Source organism: Aeromonas rivipollensis (genome assembly GCF_010974825.1).
In the GTDB taxonomy this organism is placed as follows: domain Bacteria; phylum Pseudomonadota; class Gammaproteobacteria; order Enterobacterales; family Aeromonadaceae; genus Aeromonas; species Aeromonas rivipollensis.
Map to the genome: position 1 here is coordinate 91,964 of NZ_JAAILA010000012.1, position 17,781 is coordinate 109,744.

General features: G+C 42.1%; 20 protein-coding genes. 2 read left to right on the top strand and 18 right to left on the bottom strand.

What is annotated here, in order from left to right:
- The first annotated feature begins 51 nt into the window (after window positions 1–51).
- Both G4923_RS09220 and G4923_RS09225 read left to right on the top strand, forming a co-directional pair.
- The gene (locus tag G4923_RS09220; RefSeq protein ID WP_338120447.1) at window positions 52–477 is read left to right on the top strand and encodes a TraR/DksA family transcriptional regulator; all 426 of its coding nucleotides are present in this window, start codon (window positions 52–54) and stop codon (window positions 475–477) included.
- A complete protein-coding gene (locus G4923_RS09225; RefSeq protein ID WP_163136728.1) occupies window positions 441–1,964 on the top strand; it encodes a recombinase family protein in 1,524 nt (507 codons plus the stop codon). Before G4923_RS09220 ends, G4923_RS09225 begins: the two co-directional genes overlap by 37 nt.
- An 84-nt stretch (window positions 1,965–2,048) precedes the next feature.
- Here the strand turns inward: G4923_RS09225 and G4923_RS09230 are convergent, their stop codons facing one another.
- The 18 genes from G4923_RS09230 to G4923_RS09310 form a co-directional block, all read right to left on the bottom strand.
- On the bottom strand, window positions 2,049–2,321 hold the full coding sequence (locus tag G4923_RS09230) for a hypothetical protein (protein WP_163136730.1): 273 nt from the start codon (window positions 2,319–2,321) through the stop codon (window positions 2,049–2,051).
- A 59-nt stretch (window positions 2,322–2,380) separates the two neighbouring features.
- Window positions 2,381–4,816 carry a hypothetical protein gene (locus tag G4923_RS09235; protein ID WP_163136732.1) on the bottom strand — a complete coding sequence of 812 codons (2,436 nt, stop codon included), beginning with the start codon at window positions 4,814–4,816 and terminating at the stop codon, window positions 2,381–2,383.
- Window positions 4,817–4,892: 76 nt separating this feature from the next.
- The gene (locus G4923_RS09240) at window positions 4,893–5,150 is read right to left on the bottom strand and encodes a hypothetical protein (RefSeq protein ID WP_163136734.1); all 258 of its coding nucleotides are present in this window, start codon (window positions 5,148–5,150) and stop codon (window positions 4,893–4,895) included.
- A gap of 46 nt (window positions 5,151–5,196) precedes the next feature.
- Window positions 5,197–5,460, bottom strand: coding sequence for a hypothetical protein (locus G4923_RS09245; protein ID WP_163136736.1), 264 nt, complete (start codon window positions 5,458–5,460; stop codon window positions 5,197–5,199).
- Window positions 5,461–5,470: 10 nt separating this feature from the next.
- Window positions 5,471–5,869, bottom strand: a complete 399-nt coding sequence (locus G4923_RS09250) for a hypothetical protein (RefSeq protein ID WP_163136738.1) — start codon at window positions 5,867–5,869, stop codon at window positions 5,471–5,473.
- Window positions 5,870–5,940: 71 nt separating this feature from the next.
- Window positions 5,941–8,493 carry a hypothetical protein gene (locus tag G4923_RS09255; RefSeq protein WP_163136740.1) on the bottom strand — a complete coding sequence of 851 codons (2,553 nt, stop codon included), beginning with the start codon at window positions 8,491–8,493 and terminating at the stop codon, window positions 5,941–5,943.
- Between the two features lie 420 nt (window positions 8,494–8,913).
- Window positions 8,914–9,363, bottom strand: coding sequence for a hypothetical protein (locus G4923_RS09260; protein WP_163136742.1), 450 nt, complete (start codon window positions 9,361–9,363; stop codon window positions 8,914–8,916).
- Window positions 9,364–9,380: 17 nt separating this feature from the next.
- Window positions 9,381–9,701, bottom strand: coding sequence for a hypothetical protein (locus G4923_RS09265; protein WP_163136744.1), 321 nt, complete (start codon window positions 9,699–9,701; stop codon window positions 9,381–9,383).
- A 73-nt stretch (window positions 9,702–9,774) separates the two neighbouring features.
- A complete protein-coding gene (locus G4923_RS09270) occupies window positions 9,775–10,200 on the bottom strand; it encodes a hypothetical protein (RefSeq protein ID WP_163136746.1) in 426 nt (141 codons plus the stop codon).
- Between the two features lie 17 nt (window positions 10,201–10,217).
- Window positions 10,218–10,571, bottom strand: coding sequence for a hypothetical protein (locus G4923_RS09275; protein WP_163136748.1), 354 nt, complete (start codon window positions 10,569–10,571; stop codon window positions 10,218–10,220).
- The gene (locus tag G4923_RS09280; RefSeq protein WP_163136750.1) at window positions 10,568–11,134 is read right to left on the bottom strand and encodes a hypothetical protein; all 567 of its coding nucleotides are present in this window, start codon (window positions 11,132–11,134) and stop codon (window positions 10,568–10,570) included. The genes G4923_RS09275 and G4923_RS09280 overlap by 4 nt, the downstream gene beginning before the upstream one ends.
- Window positions 11,135–11,136: 2 nt before the next feature.
- Window positions 11,137–11,472, bottom strand: coding sequence for a phage head completion protein (locus G4923_RS21440; protein ID WP_420884899.1), 336 nt, complete (start codon window positions 11,470–11,472; stop codon window positions 11,137–11,139).
- Window positions 11,473–11,474: 2 nt separating this feature from the next.
- On the bottom strand, window positions 11,475–12,017 hold the full coding sequence (locus G4923_RS09285; RefSeq protein WP_163136752.1) for a head-tail connector protein: 543 nt from the start codon (window positions 12,015–12,017) through the stop codon (window positions 11,475–11,477).
- A gap of 190 nt (window positions 12,018–12,207) precedes the next feature.
- On the bottom strand, window positions 12,208–13,434 hold the full coding sequence (locus tag G4923_RS09290; RefSeq protein ID WP_163136754.1) for a phage major capsid protein: 1,227 nt from the start codon (window positions 13,432–13,434) through the stop codon (window positions 12,208–12,210).
- Window positions 13,435–13,524: 90 nt separating this feature from the next.
- On the bottom strand, window positions 13,525–14,136 hold the full coding sequence (locus G4923_RS09295; RefSeq protein ID WP_163136756.1) for an HK97 family phage prohead protease: 612 nt from the start codon (window positions 14,134–14,136) through the stop codon (window positions 13,525–13,527).
- 30 nt (window positions 14,137–14,166) lie between these two features.
- Window positions 14,167–15,312: a phage portal protein gene (locus tag G4923_RS09300; protein ID WP_163136757.1), complete on the bottom strand. Its 1,146-nt coding sequence runs from the start codon at window positions 15,310–15,312 to the stop codon at window positions 14,167–14,169.
- A gap of 72 nt (window positions 15,313–15,384) precedes the next feature.
- Window positions 15,385–17,157 carry a terminase large subunit gene (locus G4923_RS09305; protein WP_163136758.1) on the bottom strand — a complete coding sequence of 591 codons (1,773 nt, stop codon included), beginning with the start codon at window positions 17,155–17,157 and terminating at the stop codon, window positions 15,385–15,387.
- A 94-nt stretch (window positions 17,158–17,251) separates the two neighbouring features.
- Entirely contained in the window at window positions 17,252–17,650 is a 399-nt protein-coding gene (locus tag G4923_RS09310) for a P27 family phage terminase small subunit (protein ID WP_163136759.1), read from the bottom strand.
- Between the last annotated feature and the right edge of the window lie 131 nt (window positions 17,651–17,781).

Here is a 17,781-nt window from a genome sequence, read left to right on the forward strand (position 1 = left end):
CCTATACTGGCCGAGTTTTATCACTCGTCTTTGGGGGCTGTTGTGTGTGAAGTGACGCAAGCCCGGTTGGCCGAATGGCGTGAGCGCCTGCTGACCGATTGGGCGCAAACAAGAGAAGAGCTGATTGCTCAGCTCAAGGCCTGTCGTCGTGACGACTGGGCCCAAAAAGTGGGAAGCTGCGAGCGGGATCAACTGGTGGATCTGACCAGTCGCCTCGACTTGCCCAAGGTGGAGCTGAGCGTGGCACGGCTGAAACGCCTCGACGCGGCGCTCTGCCAGATGGAACTGGGACTCTATGGCCTCTGCTCCGATTGCGAGGAGCCGCTTGCCATCGATCAGCTGGATCAGGATCCCAGCCTGCAACGCTGCCCGCGCTGCGAAACCCGTTATCGCAAGGTGTTACAATCAAAGGCACACACACCTGACGAGATTTACGCATTATGGATAGAACGGAACAAACCGCCGATAAATCAATAGCTTATTCTTATATCCGCCTATCTTCCCGCCAACAGATATCAGGGGACGGCCAGAGACGACAGATTGAGGCCGCAGAGCTGTATTGCAAACAGAACAATCTAACCCTCTCCCCTAAATCATTCCGTGACCTTGGTATCTCTGCATATAAAGAGATAGATCGCCCTTCCCTATCTGACCTTCATGAATGTATTGCTAATGGCTCCATCCGAGCAGGTGATGTTGTCATCATTGAAAAGCTTGACCGTCTGAGTCGTCAGGGAATCGATACAACGACGGAGATGCTCAAGTCCATACTTCGCCAAGGCGTCATCGTTGTGTCTCTCATGGATGGGTTGAGGCTGGATAGGAACTCACTGAACGATCTAACTCTGGTGATCCGGATTGCCATCGCTGCCGACTTAGCCAACAAGGAATCGAGTGCTAAAAGTATACGAATCCAAGCCAATAAGGATTCGGTTAGGGACAAGATAAAAGCCGGTGAACCTGTCCCGATGAAGCTCCCCTTCTGGTTGAAGTTGGAAGGAAACAAGTTCACTTTTGATGATCGGAGATATATTTTAGACATCATCTTGGAGAGAAAGAGACAAGGTGAATCGCTGGCTAAGATCGCTGGTCATCTGAACAGCTCTAACATCCCCTCCCCCACGGTTAAGGGTGTATGGAACCCAAGCACACTAAGAGACGTCATCGCTAACCCAATCTTGTTTGGTGCCTATCAACTGACAGTAAAGATCAACGGCAAGTATCAACCTACAGAGCTTGTGCAAGGTTACTTTCCAGCGGTAATTACATACTCTGAGTTTCTTGAGTTGAACAGTAAAGCCATGCAGCGTCCGGCAGGTGCCAGTGAGACGAACCACATTAGCGGACTCGTGTTCTGTGGGTGTTGTGGAAAGAGGATGGCGGCTAAGAGCAGGAAGAACAAGACAGCCAAGGTCACTTACTACTATTGCCGATATTCGTTGATTGAAAAATGTGAACATACGGCGCACGTTCGCGACTTACACAACGTCGTTATCTCTAACATTCATCACCTTGAAGTGAAGCAACTTAATAAACAAGATTCTGGTGAGGATGCACTTAGGATAAAACTTGCTCAAGTTGAAAAACGAATCTCTGATTTATCATCAGAACTTTCAAACGTTGAAAGCACTCTCCCAATTTCCGCTGTTATGGCCTCTCTAACGTCCTTAGAGAAACAGAAGAAAGAGTTAATGGCGGATATTAAAGCTGTAGTTAGAATCGCTCCTGATGCAATAGAGACACTATTAGAGCATATTGATGACCCGAAGAAATTCAATATTGAGATTAAAAAAATAGTTGAGAGTATTGTTGTTAAACCGTTCGGTAATGGTCATATCGTGAAGATATCGAGATTCGACAAGCATTCAATATCATTCCATACAAAGAGTATTTTCAAGGCAAGTGATTCAGAGAAGTTCAGTAAGATGGTAAATGAAATTGCTGACTCTCTGGAAGAAGAATAAAAGAAAAGGGATCCCTAAATTAGGATCCCTTTTTCATTCCTTTAATGACCCCCAGATAGTTCTACTATCGAAAGGTTCAAATTGTCATTTAGCTTTTCTAATTGTGCATCTGTCATTTAGCTTTTCTAGTTGTGCGTCGGTTTTTTCTGCTTTTCGTTCCAAAACCAAAATCCGGTTATCATTACGACTTTCATTTACTTGGAGAGATTGAATATTCTGTTCGTGAGCACCAGAATAAGTTTCTAACTCCCCTATTTTGTAATTTGCGATGACAGCCGCTGAAACGAATGTGAAAATCACACCACCAATTTTAACTGTATTACTTATAGCACTTATCTTCTTCTCCCAAAGATTCATTATATAACATCCTAATAATTAGAGGGGTAGACTGTCTACCCCATTCTATTTATTTAGTATTATTTAGATTCAAGGGCGACTATGCGGGCCAGTAATTTAGCTACCTCTGCATCAACATAATCCTTGCGAGTGAGTGCGTTAACAGATGTATTTTGAGCAGATGATACCAATACAGAAGGAACTGTAAGATTACCAGTCATTGTATCGCCAGTTTTAGCAACCGCACCTACATCACCCGCCGTTGGATTGAAACCTTCGTGATATACCCGTTTATCCGCATTTGTTCCAAGATATATTTCACCAGATCCGGTGCCACTAACAAGTAATCTAATTTTGTTTGTGCCAGCTCCATTTACACCAGAAGAATAATATAAGGAACCGTTATACAACTTTTCCCACACCCAAGCAGAAGAGTTGTGTTCACGCATATTACGAATATACAGAGCTTTCGTTGCATCTTTACCAATATGTGCAAGTTGGGCATTTACACTGGTATCAACAAAGCCTGGTGTGAGAGTGAGCTGACCCGACATACTATCACCAGCTTTATCGACCGCACCAAGATCTGCTGGTGTTGGTTTATCGTCACTTGTATATATCTTCTTCCAGTTACCTTGAGCGGCACCGTTTATTCCGGTTCTATGCCACAATTTACCGGTTCCTACATGTGTAACTGCAAACTGCGAAGACCAAATACCTTGCGCACCATTACTACCAGGATTAACAGCAAATCCATGACCATATTGAGTGACGTCCGGTGAGCTAAGAGCGTCTGGTGCAAAAGCAAAGTAGCCCGGCAACACGGCACTAGAAACCCCAAGGTCAGGAAGAAACGATCTGTTTCTCCAAAACGCTTCATCCGCATATGTTACTACTCTAGCAGTATTAACATAAAAACTCTTATTTGATTCTATACGGTCCGATCTAAGAGCAAGTGTTGTGTTGTGGATGTAACTACTAAGTTGAATGTCGTTATTTGTTCCAGAACCTTTCCCAACATACCAATTATTAACACTATTTTGTCTTCCAAGAATATACGACGGCGTATTAGCCGCAGGATCCAAATTAATACCAGCATTCGAATTTGTTATAGTCAACGCACCAGTCATTGTATCGCCAGTTTTATTAACCGCACCTACATAAGCAGGAGTTGGTTTATAAATTGATGTATATACTTGACCCCAATCACTCCAAGAAACGTTGTTGTTATAGCGATTATATATCTTACCATCGGAGCTAAAAGCCAATTGATGGGCATATGTTCCAGTTTCCCAAGTTGATATATGAACAACTGAGTTAGCACTATTACTTGTGTTTGGTTTGTTGGTTGCAGCAGACCCAAAATGAGCCAACGACATAGTTTTTACAGGAACAGATATCGTGTTTAGATCTAACGAGTTTTCAATAGATGTTAGTCTTGGAGAATAGGCATCATGGAGTATTCTGTTTGACCCAATAGCCCAATAGTTATTACTATCATAATATCTAATACCGTTAGACCAGAGATAATCAGCTTCATTTGCTCGTCTTGGAACAATCTCAGAATAACCACTAGCATTACTACTCAATCTAAGTCCACTGAATGTGGATATTGTGTTTGCTGTGATGGACCCAGTAGAAAATATGTTTGATGCGTTTATATTGGCATTTACTGTCAGATTACCGGTCATAGTATCGCCAGTTTTAGCAACCGCACCTACGGCATCCGGTGTAGGATTATATCCAGTATCATATACTCTGTTGCTACGGTTATAGTAACCACTTCCTTTATCGAAGTTTGCTATTACCGCAGTTTTTGTGTTTCCACCGTCTTGACCGTTCACCTTGAAAACCGATGTTCCAAAGGTTACATCTGTTGCCGATGCGGTGACAGATACACCAACATCAACTCGGACATTTATTGGGAAAGCTCTGGTTTCAACATATGCAACAATGAAGTTCGTTGCGTTTTCGGTGCAGGACTGGAACGAATGTAATGATCTTTCTGCGAGGTCATGTATAGTGAAAAATCCGGTTGAATATGTGCTGGCATCACTCCATCCCGATGCACGAACAATACCATTGAATGAACAGTTGTTCATCGGTGCGGCGCCTACATCAGTCCGAGTGTTTATGTAAATCTCAGAGTTGCTTGCGCTTCCAAAATTAAACGATACCGGAATATATCCAGTCGCAGGTGCACCAGATGGTAAAGCAATAGTCAGGTCTTTCTTGCCAGACCCAGCAGCAGTTACAGTTGCTTCAACAAAGTCACGACGAGTAACGGAGTTTGCTTCAGCACCTTGTGCAGCAGTCAACAGAACCTTTGGAGTAGACAAGTTCCCTGTCATTGTATCGCCAGCTTTATTCAATTTTAACGCATCTTGAGCATCAACATAATCCTTGCGGGTGGCGCTGGCTGCATTAGTTCCCTGCCCTTTATTCAATTTTATATCATAGGATGAATCTATCGTTTTACTTGATTTGATAATATCAAGTATTTTTTCCTTAGCCATTTGTTAACCTCTTTATTTAATTAGTTGCATCTCCTTTATTTAGGGTTGGAAATAAAAAAGGAGCCATAGGCCCCCTTTAGTCTTTGAAGAAATACTTACGTTTAAATAACGTCACGCCATTTACGTTAATTTCAAAATCCGTCTCAAACCTATGATCAAAAGTATTTGTTTGGAACCAAGCAATTGGTTTTTCGCCTTCAACTCTCACACCAAACTGGACAAGCGGATGAGGGAACTCAACCGGAAGGCTCGGCTTATACCAAGTCGGCGGTTTCATCTCATCATAAGGAGGGATTATTTCAGATGGTATTTCAACCTCTTTATATAACGTCACTCCCCTCTTTCGATAAATTATCTCTTGTATCACAATATACCCCTTATTAAGCCCACAACTGGAATCCGGTAGGCACCGCTTTGATACTCATTTCATATGCCTTACCAGATGCGAGAATCCATTCATCACCAAGGAAACGCCCCTGAACTACTTCATCCCTGTATTGCTTGGTCTCGTTTCTCCAATTCTGGATCAATGCATCACCGATACTAACGTTCTGTAGAATATGAACTTTTTGAGTGTGTGGTATTTGGGTAAGGGTTGCACCATTAAACCCCATTCTTGATTGTGTAATAGTTACTCTCAACATTATGATTTCCTTATGATTTTCTGCTTGCATCGAGGTCAATCGACCAGGAACCAGCTACGGGCGTAAATGCAGCCTCTGGATCTTTTTTGGACCAGAATTGCACGTCATAAAATCCAGTGGCTCGTTTATCCATACCATACGGGGCTGCTAAAGTTTCAGAAAGAGACCTGGTTAGATTGAAATAACCTATCCCATTCTTAGCAGGACCAATCAAGATCCATGGAAGAGAGAAAACAATTGTAGGGTCGTCATGTTGATAACGGAACTGTATTACTACTTCAAGGTCAGTGAAGTCAACTGGCACGACTAAACCAGTTTCTTCATCTTCATTCTCGAAAAACATCTGAATACGCTCACTATCCCCCCGTTTAAATGTAAGGTTTTCATTTACTGTTTGAACTTGTGCCATATTATTTAACCTCTAATGTTGTTGGGGCTCGATATGAACCCCATTTATTATATTTAGTTACCAGTTTCCTATTAGTTACCTGTTTCCAAATTCGATTGGCGAACAGCACCGCTGATTATATCTCTGTGTTGGAGACACAGTTGAATGAAACGGGATTCGTCAGCAGAATCAAGATTACCTTGGACGATAAAGTCAGAATTGATGACGGTTTCGCCATTACCACTTGATTTGTTGTTCTCAAGATATGACGTTAGATCCTTGTTCGCAGTAGGCTGGATCACCCTCTCCCCTTGCTTCAAGATATACGATCCAGTCTCTGATACTTCATCTGTTCCATCATGGAACTGCCCAAGAGTAACGGCGGCGGTAGAAGCAATTGCGCCACCATATTGACCTAATATCATTGCCTTCTCGCCCCAGTTTTCAGCCTTACCCCACTTCTCCCACATCTGAACACCGAGAGACGCAATTGCAGAAGATTTCTCAAGAGCAAACAAAATCTTTTGTTGTTTTGAACCTTCCTTAGCAAGCTGGGAACTACCTCTGAACAATTCAGACATTAATCCGAGTTGTTCCATCACCATATCCCGTTTTGCTACCGTGACTTTTTGGTCGGATTCAACTAAAAGGCGATTTGCTTCATCCTTATCGATTAATCCTTGATCATATTGTTGAAGTATAAGTTCACGTTCAAGTTCTGCATTCTCAAGTTTGCGTGTCGCTTCTGATGTAATATATTCATCGTCACGTTCTTGTTGATCTAACTTATGATTTCTATCGAGTTCAGCAAGTTTATTATTCTTATCCTGTTCAGATAATACTTTGTTTCCTGTAGCCGATTGGTCAATCCGATAAGCTTCTTCAACCTTAGCCTTTTGGATTTCAAGCTCTATATCAGCTTGGGTCTTCGAATCGGTAGCAAATTGAAGTTCAAGATCGCGAATGCTTTGTTTCTTGTTATACGCTTCTGTTAATATCTTCTCTTCGGCGGCGGCTTTCTTCTTCTGGATTTCAAGTAATTTATCTTGAAGTTTCTGTTCTGCGATAATCTCTGCTTGGTCATACTCTGCTTTCGTCAAAGAACCATCTTTCAAGTAATCCTTGAGTTGGGCAATCATGACCTCATGAGCAGCCTTAGCGGATTCTTCCTCACTCTTAGCAAGGAATGCCTGAGCCTGTAACCGTTTCTTAGCGCCAGCCTCTGCTTTGTCTGTTGCCTCTTTCTGGTATGACGCAATTTGACCATTAACAACCTTTATAGATTCTGCGTTCTTAGATAGCAGATCCTTTTGGTTGGTAATTTGTCCTTCCAATGCCTTCTTAGTCTCCACCCCGATAGCATTTTGAAGTTGAGTTTCAAGCCGTCCTTGCTCTTTCAAAATATTGATGCGCTGTTCATTAAGTGTTTGGAGTTGTTGATTAGCTTCTTGTGCATTCTTAACACTTGGAGCAACAGCATTACCACCAGTTCCCTTACCTTCCGAGTTTATACGCTCCGCATTTTGGATATCAGAAGCTTTGATAACGTCATTTGCAAGTTTGGCGTTAGACTCTTCCATATATTGGTTATACAGCTTATCAACCTTCTTCCAATACTCGTCGCCGAACGGTAAACCACTAACTTCACTGGTAGCCCTCGCCCTCGCATCAATTCTATTTTGAGCTTGTATATCTTGGGCACTATCTAAGAAATCCTTAGAGTTACCAGAATTAATTTCCATTTTACCGTTAGTATAATCACCAATGATAGTTTGACGTTTAGAGCCCTCTGAAATGCCATATAACGCATCAGACGCCGCTTTGGTCATTCGGTTAGCCAATGTGATAAGGCCCCTGAAACTATTCGCCATAGCGGCGTTAAAGTTGTTTTGGAGCATTTCCATATTAGACTGTGTTGCTTGAATATCATTGGCGACTTGAGAGGAAAGAGTTGCACGGTTAACAGCATACGACTTAAGCATGTTATCCATTTCACTTTCAGACATTCTAAGAATACCTGTCAGCTTTGAAGCATCAGAAGAAATACTCTCCATAACGAATGTGATCTGAGCTTGAGACGCGCCAACATCGATAAGGTCTTGGTTAATCATCTTCAATGTATCAATTGCAGATAGCCCCCTGAAATCGTCAGCAGTTCGCTTAAGCTTACCTTGGATAGTATCAAAGTAATCCATCATTGCACCGCCACCCGTGCTCAAATAATCACCAGTTCTATCGTTAACATCCTTGAGGATATCGGCGAATTTTTCAAAATCCATGCCAGTCGTTGATACAGCCAATCCATATTTGTTTATAGCTTCTACGCTCATGTTATTCTGTTTTGCGAGCGATTCCATTTTCTTCTGAGTTTCTAGAACTTGTTGACCCATATTAGAAAGCTGTATACCGAGCCCAACGCTTGCACCACCAACAGCACCAATAGCTAACCCCACGGGACCAAGACGACCAAGGAAGCCGTTAATCGCGGCGCTGGGACTGTTAAACGCTGATGTTACTTTATCACCCATATCTTTTGCTTTCTGGCCCATGGAGTTCATGGATTTGTCGCCAGAATTCTTAGCTTTATTAATTTCATCAATATACTTCTGCGTTTGGGCAGAAAGCACTACGTTGACACCTGCCATTTTTAATCTCCTATTTAGTTATTCTCCTTTTATTTAGACAACAAAAAAGGAGCCCGAAGGCCCCTTGTATATCTAACAGTTAAACTATCAGTTCAACTTATCTTTAATCTCACGTAATTCAGTCAATACAGCTTCAAGGTTACTATCCCGATCCTGATTACCCACAGCCCACACAAACCCAAGCCCGATTAGAGGACTAAGAATCATTGATATAATGAAGAAAAGTGTTGGGCTATGACCTCTATAAGAAGCAGCCGTTGATATAATCACGCTTAGGGTGAACCATAGAAATGCGATAATGATCATTGAGAATGGGTCGATAAACATAATTAATAGTCCTTGTTGTTTTATGGTATTTAGGTTGTATATGAACCACAGAATACACGGATCCGAACGAGGATCAACAAGAACAATCAAAAATTACTGTTCATTATCAATCTGGGTATCCCTTATCAAGCCGGAAAGCCGCTTGATTACATACATATCCCGCTCACTGGATGGCTTAGACAATTCAATATCAATTTCTTCCTTCATGAGTCGTAAGGTATCTTCAATCATGAAGCGATGACCGATAGTGGTCGCGAAACCAAGCTGTTTTATAGCCGTTTTAACGTGTTCGTTTTCCATGAACTCAGGTAATCCATTACCAAGATACGGAAGAAGTTCATCCATCGTCTTGTAATCCTTCTTCTTGGTGACATTCTGGTTCCGCAGCAACTCAATCATGAATCCATCTCGAATGCTCTTGGCGCGTTCGGTGAAGGGACGAATGATGTTCATTGCTCGATACTGGTCGATGATTTCAATAGGCCATTCCTTGATCTCAAAGACTGGTATTTTTAATGCAATAGACAGTTCGAAGATGAACATTTCATCACTATCAATAATCAGCTCTTGTGCTTTTTTTTTAACTGTTCATCCCGAGCTTTGGGGCCAGACAGTTTAGCAATCTCGGTGGCAATGGTAGATATCGTTTCAAATGGAAGTTTATCGCCGATTTCAGCAAGGTCTGTATCTTCATGGAATACCATGGTTCCTTCTTCAGATTCACAAAGGCAATGGCGAATGATTATAAGTTGTCGAATGATATCGTTATTCTCATTTGCTATTGTGATTGCGAGATTGTAACTAATCTGCTTGTAATATACTGTTTCACCTTCCAGTTCGAAACTTAGTGGTTTCAATCCAAATTTATCTAAAAACTTCATTAATAATTCTCCTTTATGATTCTCTCCTTTATTTAGACAACAAAAAACCCTGCCAAAATGACAGGGTTAAACATTATGCTTTCACACCTTCAGTAACACCACCATCAATCGCCAGAGTCCAGGCAACAGTTCTTTGAGTATCAAATTCAGTGGAAATACTCTTACTACCAACGACAGCAGTCATTGTAAGGGTGTTTCCATTGAGCTTGGTCGGGTTCTCAAACATGGTAATTACAACTTCAGCACGAACACCATCAGCACGAAGCTTTTCCAGAGCCTTATAGCTGGCGCTTTCAGGGACATAGGTGCATGTCAGCTCAAGAGGGTCAACCGAGGAACTGCCAACCAGCTTTCGGCTAAATTTATTACCATAGTTGAAAAATTCGATGATGTTTGCGTTCTGGGCGAAGCCGGTTACGGTTTCAATATCGGTGATTATTGTAGTGCCCACCTTTACTTCAAGATAGTTAGCGACACTTGCATCGGACATACCTGCCATTTTAAAGTTTCCTTATTTTATATAGTTTCTTTATGTCGGACAATCAGGCGGTATTGCCTTTCATACTGTCCTGTATTTGTTTTGAAGTCCTCATACCCATCAAATCGAACGGATATCAGGTTCTCACTATTATATTTAGTGACACCCGATATAAAGGCATTATCATCACAGAGCGCCAAATATCCGGGCTCTTGCCTAACGACGTAGAAAAGTGCCTCTGTGATTTGGTAATTCATACTGTGATATTTTGTAACTACCCTATTTCCTATCCGTCTATATGCAATAGCCGAACCAGTAACTTTATCTGGGATTTCGAATGGATATAATTCACCAAAAGGACTTAACATTTTATCAATTAAAGATTCAATCATTTACCCCCCTTTTTGATCCATCTATCATGCTTCTTGATCTGTTTCTCTACTTCTTCAAGGAAATACTTTTCGAAGTCGGAACGTATTTTTGGTTCAGCTTCAAATCTGACCTTATCGACGAAACCAGTTTTTTGAGTTGTTCCAATATATCGAAGATGTTCATTCGTCGGATTACCGAAAACATGGAATTTTGAATCACCAGATACTTTAGCGAGTGGATTACGGCGACCATAGTTATGAATCATTGCCATTCCATAAGCCGATTCATCTCCATGAGTTCCTTTCTTATAAGAAAAAGTCACTTCTGAGTAGAGTTCATTAAATTTATCTTCTTTGATAAACCCTTTAATGTTTCCAAGCTTCTTATTCGTATTGACCTTGGTCTTTATCACCACATCGTTTTTGATCTCGGATGGTGCATTCTCTATCATCGTAGATTTCACGGGGGTCATTACTCGTTTCGCTGTTGCTCGTAATGCGGCCTTGCGAAACTTTGGATCTGTCAGGCTATCAAGAAGATCATTCAGCTCTTTTAAACCTTGGACATTCGTGTTTTTAGCCATTTTTATATATCCTTCTCAAGATACATCGTGATGTATTTTTGCAAGTTGTTCCAAGATTCATAGGAAACTATCGAGTAATAATTACCCTGAAATTCAATCTTGAAATCGGTCTTGTTGTTGAGTGTGTCCATTAGTGTCCGAGAGTATCGCGTTTGCATTACCAGCCTATTCGCCCATGCCTTGCTGAACTTCGAATCCGAATCTTGAACCTTCTCGAAGTTCATTGCCGCCCGTAAACCATACATGGGTTCCAGAGTCGCTACACGCTCCCCCACGGCGTTCTTCTGCATGGTCTGGTGATGCACCATCACCTTGTGTCTCATTGCCCCTATGCTCATTCTCAGAGCCTCCCAGAACCACCACCAACACGATACAAATCGAGTATGCGTTTTGATGTATTTGGAATCGGGGATACCGAAGCAGCGATTACGGCGTCTTCTCTCATCTCATAGTGTGAGGCTATCATTTTCAACAGCGCGATTTTTAGAGACACCGGTTGTTCTGCATTATCAGAAAGCCAAACCAAATTAATAGTAACCGGTAGTTTTACGGTTTTATCAATTGCTATACGATAATCGAAATCACTAACAGTGTATTCAGTCACAACACCATTTGAATTCTTCATATCTTGGATCGCCACAGAGCCCATAACCGGAAGATATGGCATTTTGAACTCATGTTTATTTGCAAAGATAACACCGGCTTGTTTAGTGATTGGGCGGTTCATATAACGTTCTGCCTCCCTAATGGCTGATTCCCGCAAGATTTCAAGTTCGGGGTCAACATCGGGAAGTCTGAGGAAATTTTGAATTTCATCAAGTGATACGATATTCTCAAGATCGAAATCTTGATATTCTTTAATCCTGTATTCAACATCCACCATATATTTATCTCCTTTGTTTCTTATTTTTATTTAGTGCATACAAAAAAGCCCACTCTCGTATGAAAATGGGCTTTAGTGGTTCACTCTTAGGAATGAACTATTCAGTTTTTCGCTTCTTATAAGTTCGTTTGGTAGTGACTGGAATTATTGTCTCGTCACTACTAATCAAACTCATGACTGCGGGACTCTCTCACTCACCAGCAGCAGGATAGAAACCAATCAGGGCTGCATTATCACCGACAACAAAACCATGACGAATTGCAGAAGGAACAGTTACGTGACCGTCAACTTGGAACTCGTTCAACTTGGATTCGAAGCTATTAGCAAGATTCAATTGAACCGCAGCCCGTTTCATATCACCGTAAATGATGGGCGCATCAGATTTGATGAAGCTATCAACCACAATCGGCTTCCCGTGTAGGGTATAAACGGTAGCATCAGAAGCGGAAGGTTTGATATAGGAATGACCCATCTTATCTTTCAGAGCATTCAGCTTAACGAACTGGGCTGAACTCATATACCACTTTGCCCCAGTGCGATATCCAGTCACCAGACCTTCGGTCAGAGCGAACAGTTCATCAATCAGGGTTTCGTCAGTTGCAACACCTTTAACGATTGCGAAGAAGTCGGTCTTACGAACGTCTTGAGCTTTTACGCCTTCGGTCTTGGAGAACTTGCCCATCAGACCATCACAGGAATCGGCACCAAGAGCGACACGATCACCATTCAGCAGGTTATCAGCCAACAGTTCAGAGAAGTCTTCCGCCAGAGCTTCACGCACAAATTGAACAACGTCAAAGAAGGCGTCATTAATCAGATCGTTACTCAGGATTGGCTTTGCGCTACCTCGGAGGAAAGAACCACGGTTCCATTTAACGTCAGGAGCACCAGCACCATAACCACGACCAAGAGCGGCACCAGACTTACCAGCGCGAACCGGGAGTTGGAAGTCTTCGTTGCTTACAGGCAGTTGCTTGAAGTCAGCCACAGTCGGAGATACTTCACGCAGGCGCTTGATAATGTCTTGCAGGAACTGGGGCAAGACCGCACCGTCAATACCATCAGCGGACTTAGTAGCCAGACGACCGGCAACTTGCTTACCATCGAGCACCAGATCCAGAGACTTTTGACCGGATTTGATAGCGGCACGGATAGCACGGTTCATTGACTTCTGAGCGGTTGCTTCCAGCTTGGCTTTCTCTTCATCGGTCATGCCTTCGTCTTGAACTTTGGAATCCAGATCAGCGATTTGCTCTTTCAGCTTTTTCAGTTCTTCGGTCAGGCGAACAACTTCTTCATTTTCACCACCAGACATTTCCTTTACTGCTTCCAGTTCGGCGGCAACGGCTTCAAGAATCGATTCCAGTTCTACACCATCAGTGATTTCAACTTCTTTCTTACCAAAACGAATTTTCATTTTTAATTTTCCTTTAATTGAGGGTAATAGGTAGGAGGGGGAAGAAATGGCTCTTCCCTCATGGCTCCCATAAACTTATTTAGTGGTCTTTTATTTCGACCGAATTTGTTCCAGAATGGATTTCATTCGAGATTTACGTTTGATATCTTCCCAAGAATTGATAGATACCTTCTGAATTTCAGGTTCTACAACTTCTTGTTTCTCTTGCTCAAGGCGATTCTTGATAGAGATGATTTTACTTGCGGCATTCGCGGGGAAAGTAACAATACTTGTTTCATTAATTATGATTGACTTGAGATGGATCACCCCGTCATTGCCTTTATATTCATCAAGAACCAAATATCCAATTGATAGCGAATCCAGGGCACCCATTTTCAAATTAGAGTGCACTTCTTTCCCAAGAGGAATATCCAAGTTGATTCGACCTTTAACCCAAAATCCCTCTTTACCGTCGATTTCAGATACCCCGTATTCATCCCAAACGCCTATAACACGATCTGGATCATGTTGATAAAGCATCTTAATAGAGGTTCCTTCATCTTCATGGAAGTCCAAGGTCGCTTGATAGGCACCAGTTTCAACGAGTTCATTGTTATAATCTACAACGTTACTAATATTGCCCCATGCGTAAATCTCACCGTCATCGCTTACACCATCCACCTCTTTAAATCGAAGCTTTAGCGCTTTTGTTTTTGTTCCCATTTTCTATACAGGTATAAACTACCCCTCCATTTATTCTCGTTGTCCGAGTGTTAAGTTATTTGTTTCAGTTGCGTATACCCCGACCAGTTCAGCTCGTGGAGCCTTACCAACTGCAATTCGAGATTCGTTTAAATCGAAGGATCCAAGTTTCACCATCTTGTCAGCAAGATCGACACGTTGAGCGAGCGGAACGGCTGCATATTCGTCAGCATCAAATCTAATGGTTAGTCGATAGTTCCAAGCTTCCTCTAAGGCGTCACTAATCTGTTTCATGAACGGATATAAACAACTGGTATGGAAAGCCAAACGAACTTCTTCATACGATTTATATGCGCTATCAGGGATCCCAAGCATCGGTAATGGAATTCCGAATAACGTCGCGATTTCTCTAATTTGAGATGCACGGTTCTTATCAAACTCATAGTCTTTAAGCGGGTTCGGGTTTTCCTTCCACTTCATGCCACCATCAAGAATCAGAACTTCACTTTTCTTGAACGTGTTTGTAACTCTCGTATGGTAGGAGTCGAACTGTTCATCACTCATAGAATCGTCAGTTTCGATTACGCCGGGACTTTGCGGGCCACGGGATACCATCAAATTCGCATTGCTTAGAGTTTCATAGGACAGACTAACAAGAGTGTCGGCATAGCCTAATACGTCCAATGACAGGCCCTGAGACTGCAACGGAGACTTAATCCATATAAGGTCAGCGGGGTTGATTGCCTTGCCGTTAGAGAGGTTGCCAGATAGCTTAAATGAACCATCGACCATTTTCTGAATACTGATAGTTCCATTATCGAGAATCTGCATACTGCTCACTACCGGGTTACTCACTCCTAACTTATTTAGCAAGATGAAAGTATCTCTATTTACGATCATGCTTAAGGTGAGTTGTCTAATAAAGTCGGCGGTTGTCTGCCATGCATTCGGCTTTCTTTTAAGAATCTTAAATGCCTCGCGATGAGTAGCTGAACCGATTTCTTTTTCTGTAATATTGTCAATTGCTTTAAGTGGAAGTGATCCGAGTTCGGAAACAATCAATTTTACGGCAGTCAAGATCGCAGGCTCTTTTAGGTATTTATCTTGAGACCCTTGAAACTGACTCCATGATTCATCGTTCATTGCCACCCCCGCGCTATAAGATTTCGTCTTAAAGCTCGAACGTTTTTTAAACATTGTTTTTCTCCATATTGAAGCGGGGATTATTGTCAATCCCCATCCTCATATATTTAGTGAGTTATATTTATATTATGTGGGACCGACTCGATATTCTCTTGGAGCCTTGTAGACTGGAATGCTTGCAACAGCAGTCATAAGAGAAACGGCAGGGTCGATCTTATGATGTTCGTTTTTCTTCTTGAGCATACTTTCACCCTTAAGGCTTCCGATGAATTCCACCGAGTTTCTGAAAGCATATTCAAGAAGAGAATCGTTATATTCTAACTTACCGGTTAGGATAAGTTCCTTAACTCTGGTAATTGGGAAAGACAGACCGAATCCCTGATATACTTCAATAGGTTTCACTTTCTTATTCAGAGCGTTTATCTCTTCTGCGAACCGGACACCCAAGGCAGCACTATCGAGAGAGAATGCTTTCACGTTAAACGCGCTGTGAGCCTCTATAACATCATCCTTGATGATTCCATGGTCGATGATGGCCCCATCGTTTATAACCAACTCTCCGGCGTTCTGGGCACTCATCATAATGTCTTGGTCGGCAACTGGTAGAATTTCCATTGCACCTGTTGAGAAGTAAGACTTTTGGAAAACAGTAATCTTGTCTTTTTCTGGGAATACATAGGAAAGACTTGCCAGATCTCGGAACGATGCCAGATCTAATCCCAAGTAACACGGCTTGCCTATGAAGTCCTTGATATCGAGTTCTGGATTCCTGCACTTTCGAAGGTCATGAATATTGATATATGAATCGGTCGCTTCGTCTGAATAGATATTCATATACTTGGTTAACAAGTTATTACGGTCTTCCAAGTATCCTTGCTTTGCCTTGGTGCAAATAGCCCTGATTTCAGCATAAGTTACAGACTTACCAAGATTAGGATTAGCCCATTCCCAAAGTTTCTCGTTTGCGTAATCTTCTTTGTGTTCAGGAGGAACTGCATATACCAGAGCAAAGTATCTATCATTCTCTATTTCTCCCATGGATACCTTACGACCATAATCCATTTCTTTGGAAGCGAATCCAAGTGAGTTAAACCCCGCAGTCGAGATCATGAGAAGCAATGTATCTTTCTGGCTACCACCCAAGCCGGATTCCAAATCCCCTTTAAGTGTTGAGTCTGGGTGAGCGTGTAATTCATCACAGACGCCAAGAGTAATACGGAAACCATCAAGCTTACCCGCACCAGCTACGGCAGCAGCTATGTTAATATTTGTTGATGTGCATATGGTCTGATTTGAGTTCCGCATATTGAACATCTTCTTCAAATCAGGAGATTGCTTGATATACGACTTCATATCAGTAATACATATTTTGGATTGCTTCTCGCGAGGTCCAGCGGAGATTATCCAAGAGCCATCGTTTTGACTGCTTATGGATTCAATAACCATGATGGAACTGGCGAGAGTTGATTTAGCATTACCACGACCAACCCAAAGCGCAGCAGTAGAGAATCGGCGTTTTCCTCTTAGTTCTTCGTTTTCATGTTCTTTGGAGTAATACCATCCATACACGTTGATCATGAAGAAGACTTGCCAATCAGAGAGAGTCATAACAGAACCCTTCATCGAGCCTTTCGGAAACTTCATCAGTAACGTCATACCAAGAGCGAATTTAATCCGCTTCACGTTCTGGTATATATCCGTTCTGTTAAGGTCTCTCAGGTAACGTTCACAAGCACCCTTGATATATGGGCTGGTATTGATAACCCCTGTGATAACGTCGTATGCGTATTGTTCCGCGCCTTCGAGAGAAATACAGTATGGGCTGAATAACGTGTTTCCTATTGGGTCTTTATGGTCAGGGTTAATTACCCGATGGTTTAGTGATTCAAGATCTCTCATGATTATTGGTTCTCCTGTGTATATTTACTCCATATGAAAAAGGGGCAACAAAGCCCCTATATCGTCGTATGCGCGATTGCGTGTTAGATGGTTATCAGTCTTTAAGGGAATCCAGCAAAGCTGTTACAGCGTTCTCCTGCTTCGTATCAGATTCGATTTTCATTGCTGTTCTTGATTTAGGGGTCATGCCCAATTCAATTAGAGATAATCGGATCTGAGTCTGCATCTCTTTTACAAGGTTCAATGAAGGATTCGCTTTGGTAGTAGTTCCTTCACGGGAATCACTTGTGATCGTCATTCCAGTTACAGCGAGATCCTGAGTAGCGGAGTTCATCAGATCAATCTGGTAGGCGAGTGATGCGATTGCAGTTTCCACCGTTGGGGTAACGTATTCCTTGCCGCGCTCTTTCCGTAGCTGTGATTTAATGCGGTTGTATTCTTTCTTCCCAGCAGGAGACAATGCAATACCACCACAAATAGTAATTAGTGACATTACATGACCCCCTTCATATAAGATAAAAGGGTTGTTCTTAGACTGTGATCTAAAACAGTTGCCCCGTGTTTATCTTCAATATCGATAGTTTCGGCCTCGATCCAAATGCGATATGGTTCGGATTTATGAAC

Coding starts and splice junctions, on each gene's coding strand:
- G4923_RS09295 (WP_163136756.1), bottom strand. CDS start 14,136: ATGGGAACAAAAACAAAAGCGCTAAAGCTTCGATTTAAAGAGGTGGAT.
- G4923_RS09275 (WP_163136748.1), bottom strand. CDS start 10,571: ATGATTGAATCTTTAATTGATAAAATGTTAAGTCCTTTTGGTGAATTA.
- G4923_RS09245 (WP_163136736.1), bottom strand. CDS start 5,460: ATGTTGAGAGTAACTATTACACAATCAAGAATGGGGTTTAATGGTGCA.
- G4923_RS09265 (WP_163136744.1), bottom strand. CDS start 9,701: ATGAAGTTTTTAGATAAATTTGGATTGAAACCACTAAGTTTCGAACTG.
- G4923_RS09255 (WP_163136740.1), bottom strand. CDS start 8,493: ATGGCAGGTGTCAACGTAGTGCTTTCTGCCCAAACGCAGAAGTATATT.
- G4923_RS09300 (WP_163136757.1), bottom strand. CDS start 15,312: ATGTTTAAAAAACGTTCGAGCTTTAAGACGAAATCTTATAGCGCGGGG.
- G4923_RS09305 (WP_163136758.1), bottom strand. CDS start 17,157: ATGAGAGATCTTGAATCACTAAACCATCGGGTAATTAACCCTGACCAT.
- G4923_RS09225 (WP_163136728.1), top strand. CDS start 441: ATGGATAGAACGGAACAAACCGCCGATAAATCAATAGCTTATTCTTAT.
- G4923_RS09230 (WP_163136730.1), bottom strand. CDS start 2,321: ATGAATCTTTGGGAGAAGAAGATAAGTGCTATAAGTAATACAGTTAAA.
- G4923_RS09235 (WP_163136732.1), bottom strand. CDS start 4,816: ATGGCTAAGGAAAAAATACTTGATATTATCAAATCAAGTAAAACGATA.
- G4923_RS09290 (WP_163136754.1), bottom strand. CDS start 13,434: ATGAAAATTCGTTTTGGTAAGAAAGAAGTTGAAATCACTGATGGTGTA.
- G4923_RS09280 (WP_163136750.1), bottom strand. CDS start 11,134: ATGGCTAAAAACACGAATGTCCAAGGTTTAAAAGAGCTGAATGATCTT.
- G4923_RS09260 (WP_163136742.1), bottom strand. CDS start 9,363: ATGTTCATCTTCGAACTGTCTATTGCATTAAAAATACCAGTCTTTGAG.
- G4923_RS09310 (WP_163136759.1), bottom strand. CDS start 17,650: ATGTCACTAATTACTATTTGTGGTGGTATTGCATTGTCTCCTGCTGGG.
- G4923_RS21440 (WP_420884899.1), bottom strand. CDS start 11,472: ATGAGCATAGGGGCAATGAGACACAAGGTGATGGTGCATCACCAGACC.
- G4923_RS09285 (WP_163136752.1), bottom strand. CDS start 12,017: ATGGTGGATGTTGAATACAGGATTAAAGAATATCAAGATTTCGATCTT.
- G4923_RS09270 (WP_163136746.1), bottom strand. CDS start 10,200: ATGGCAGGTATGTCCGATGCAAGTGTCGCTAACTATCTTGAAGTAAAG.
- G4923_RS09250 (WP_163136738.1), bottom strand. CDS start 5,869: ATGGCACAAGTTCAAACAGTAAATGAAAACCTTACATTTAAACGGGGG.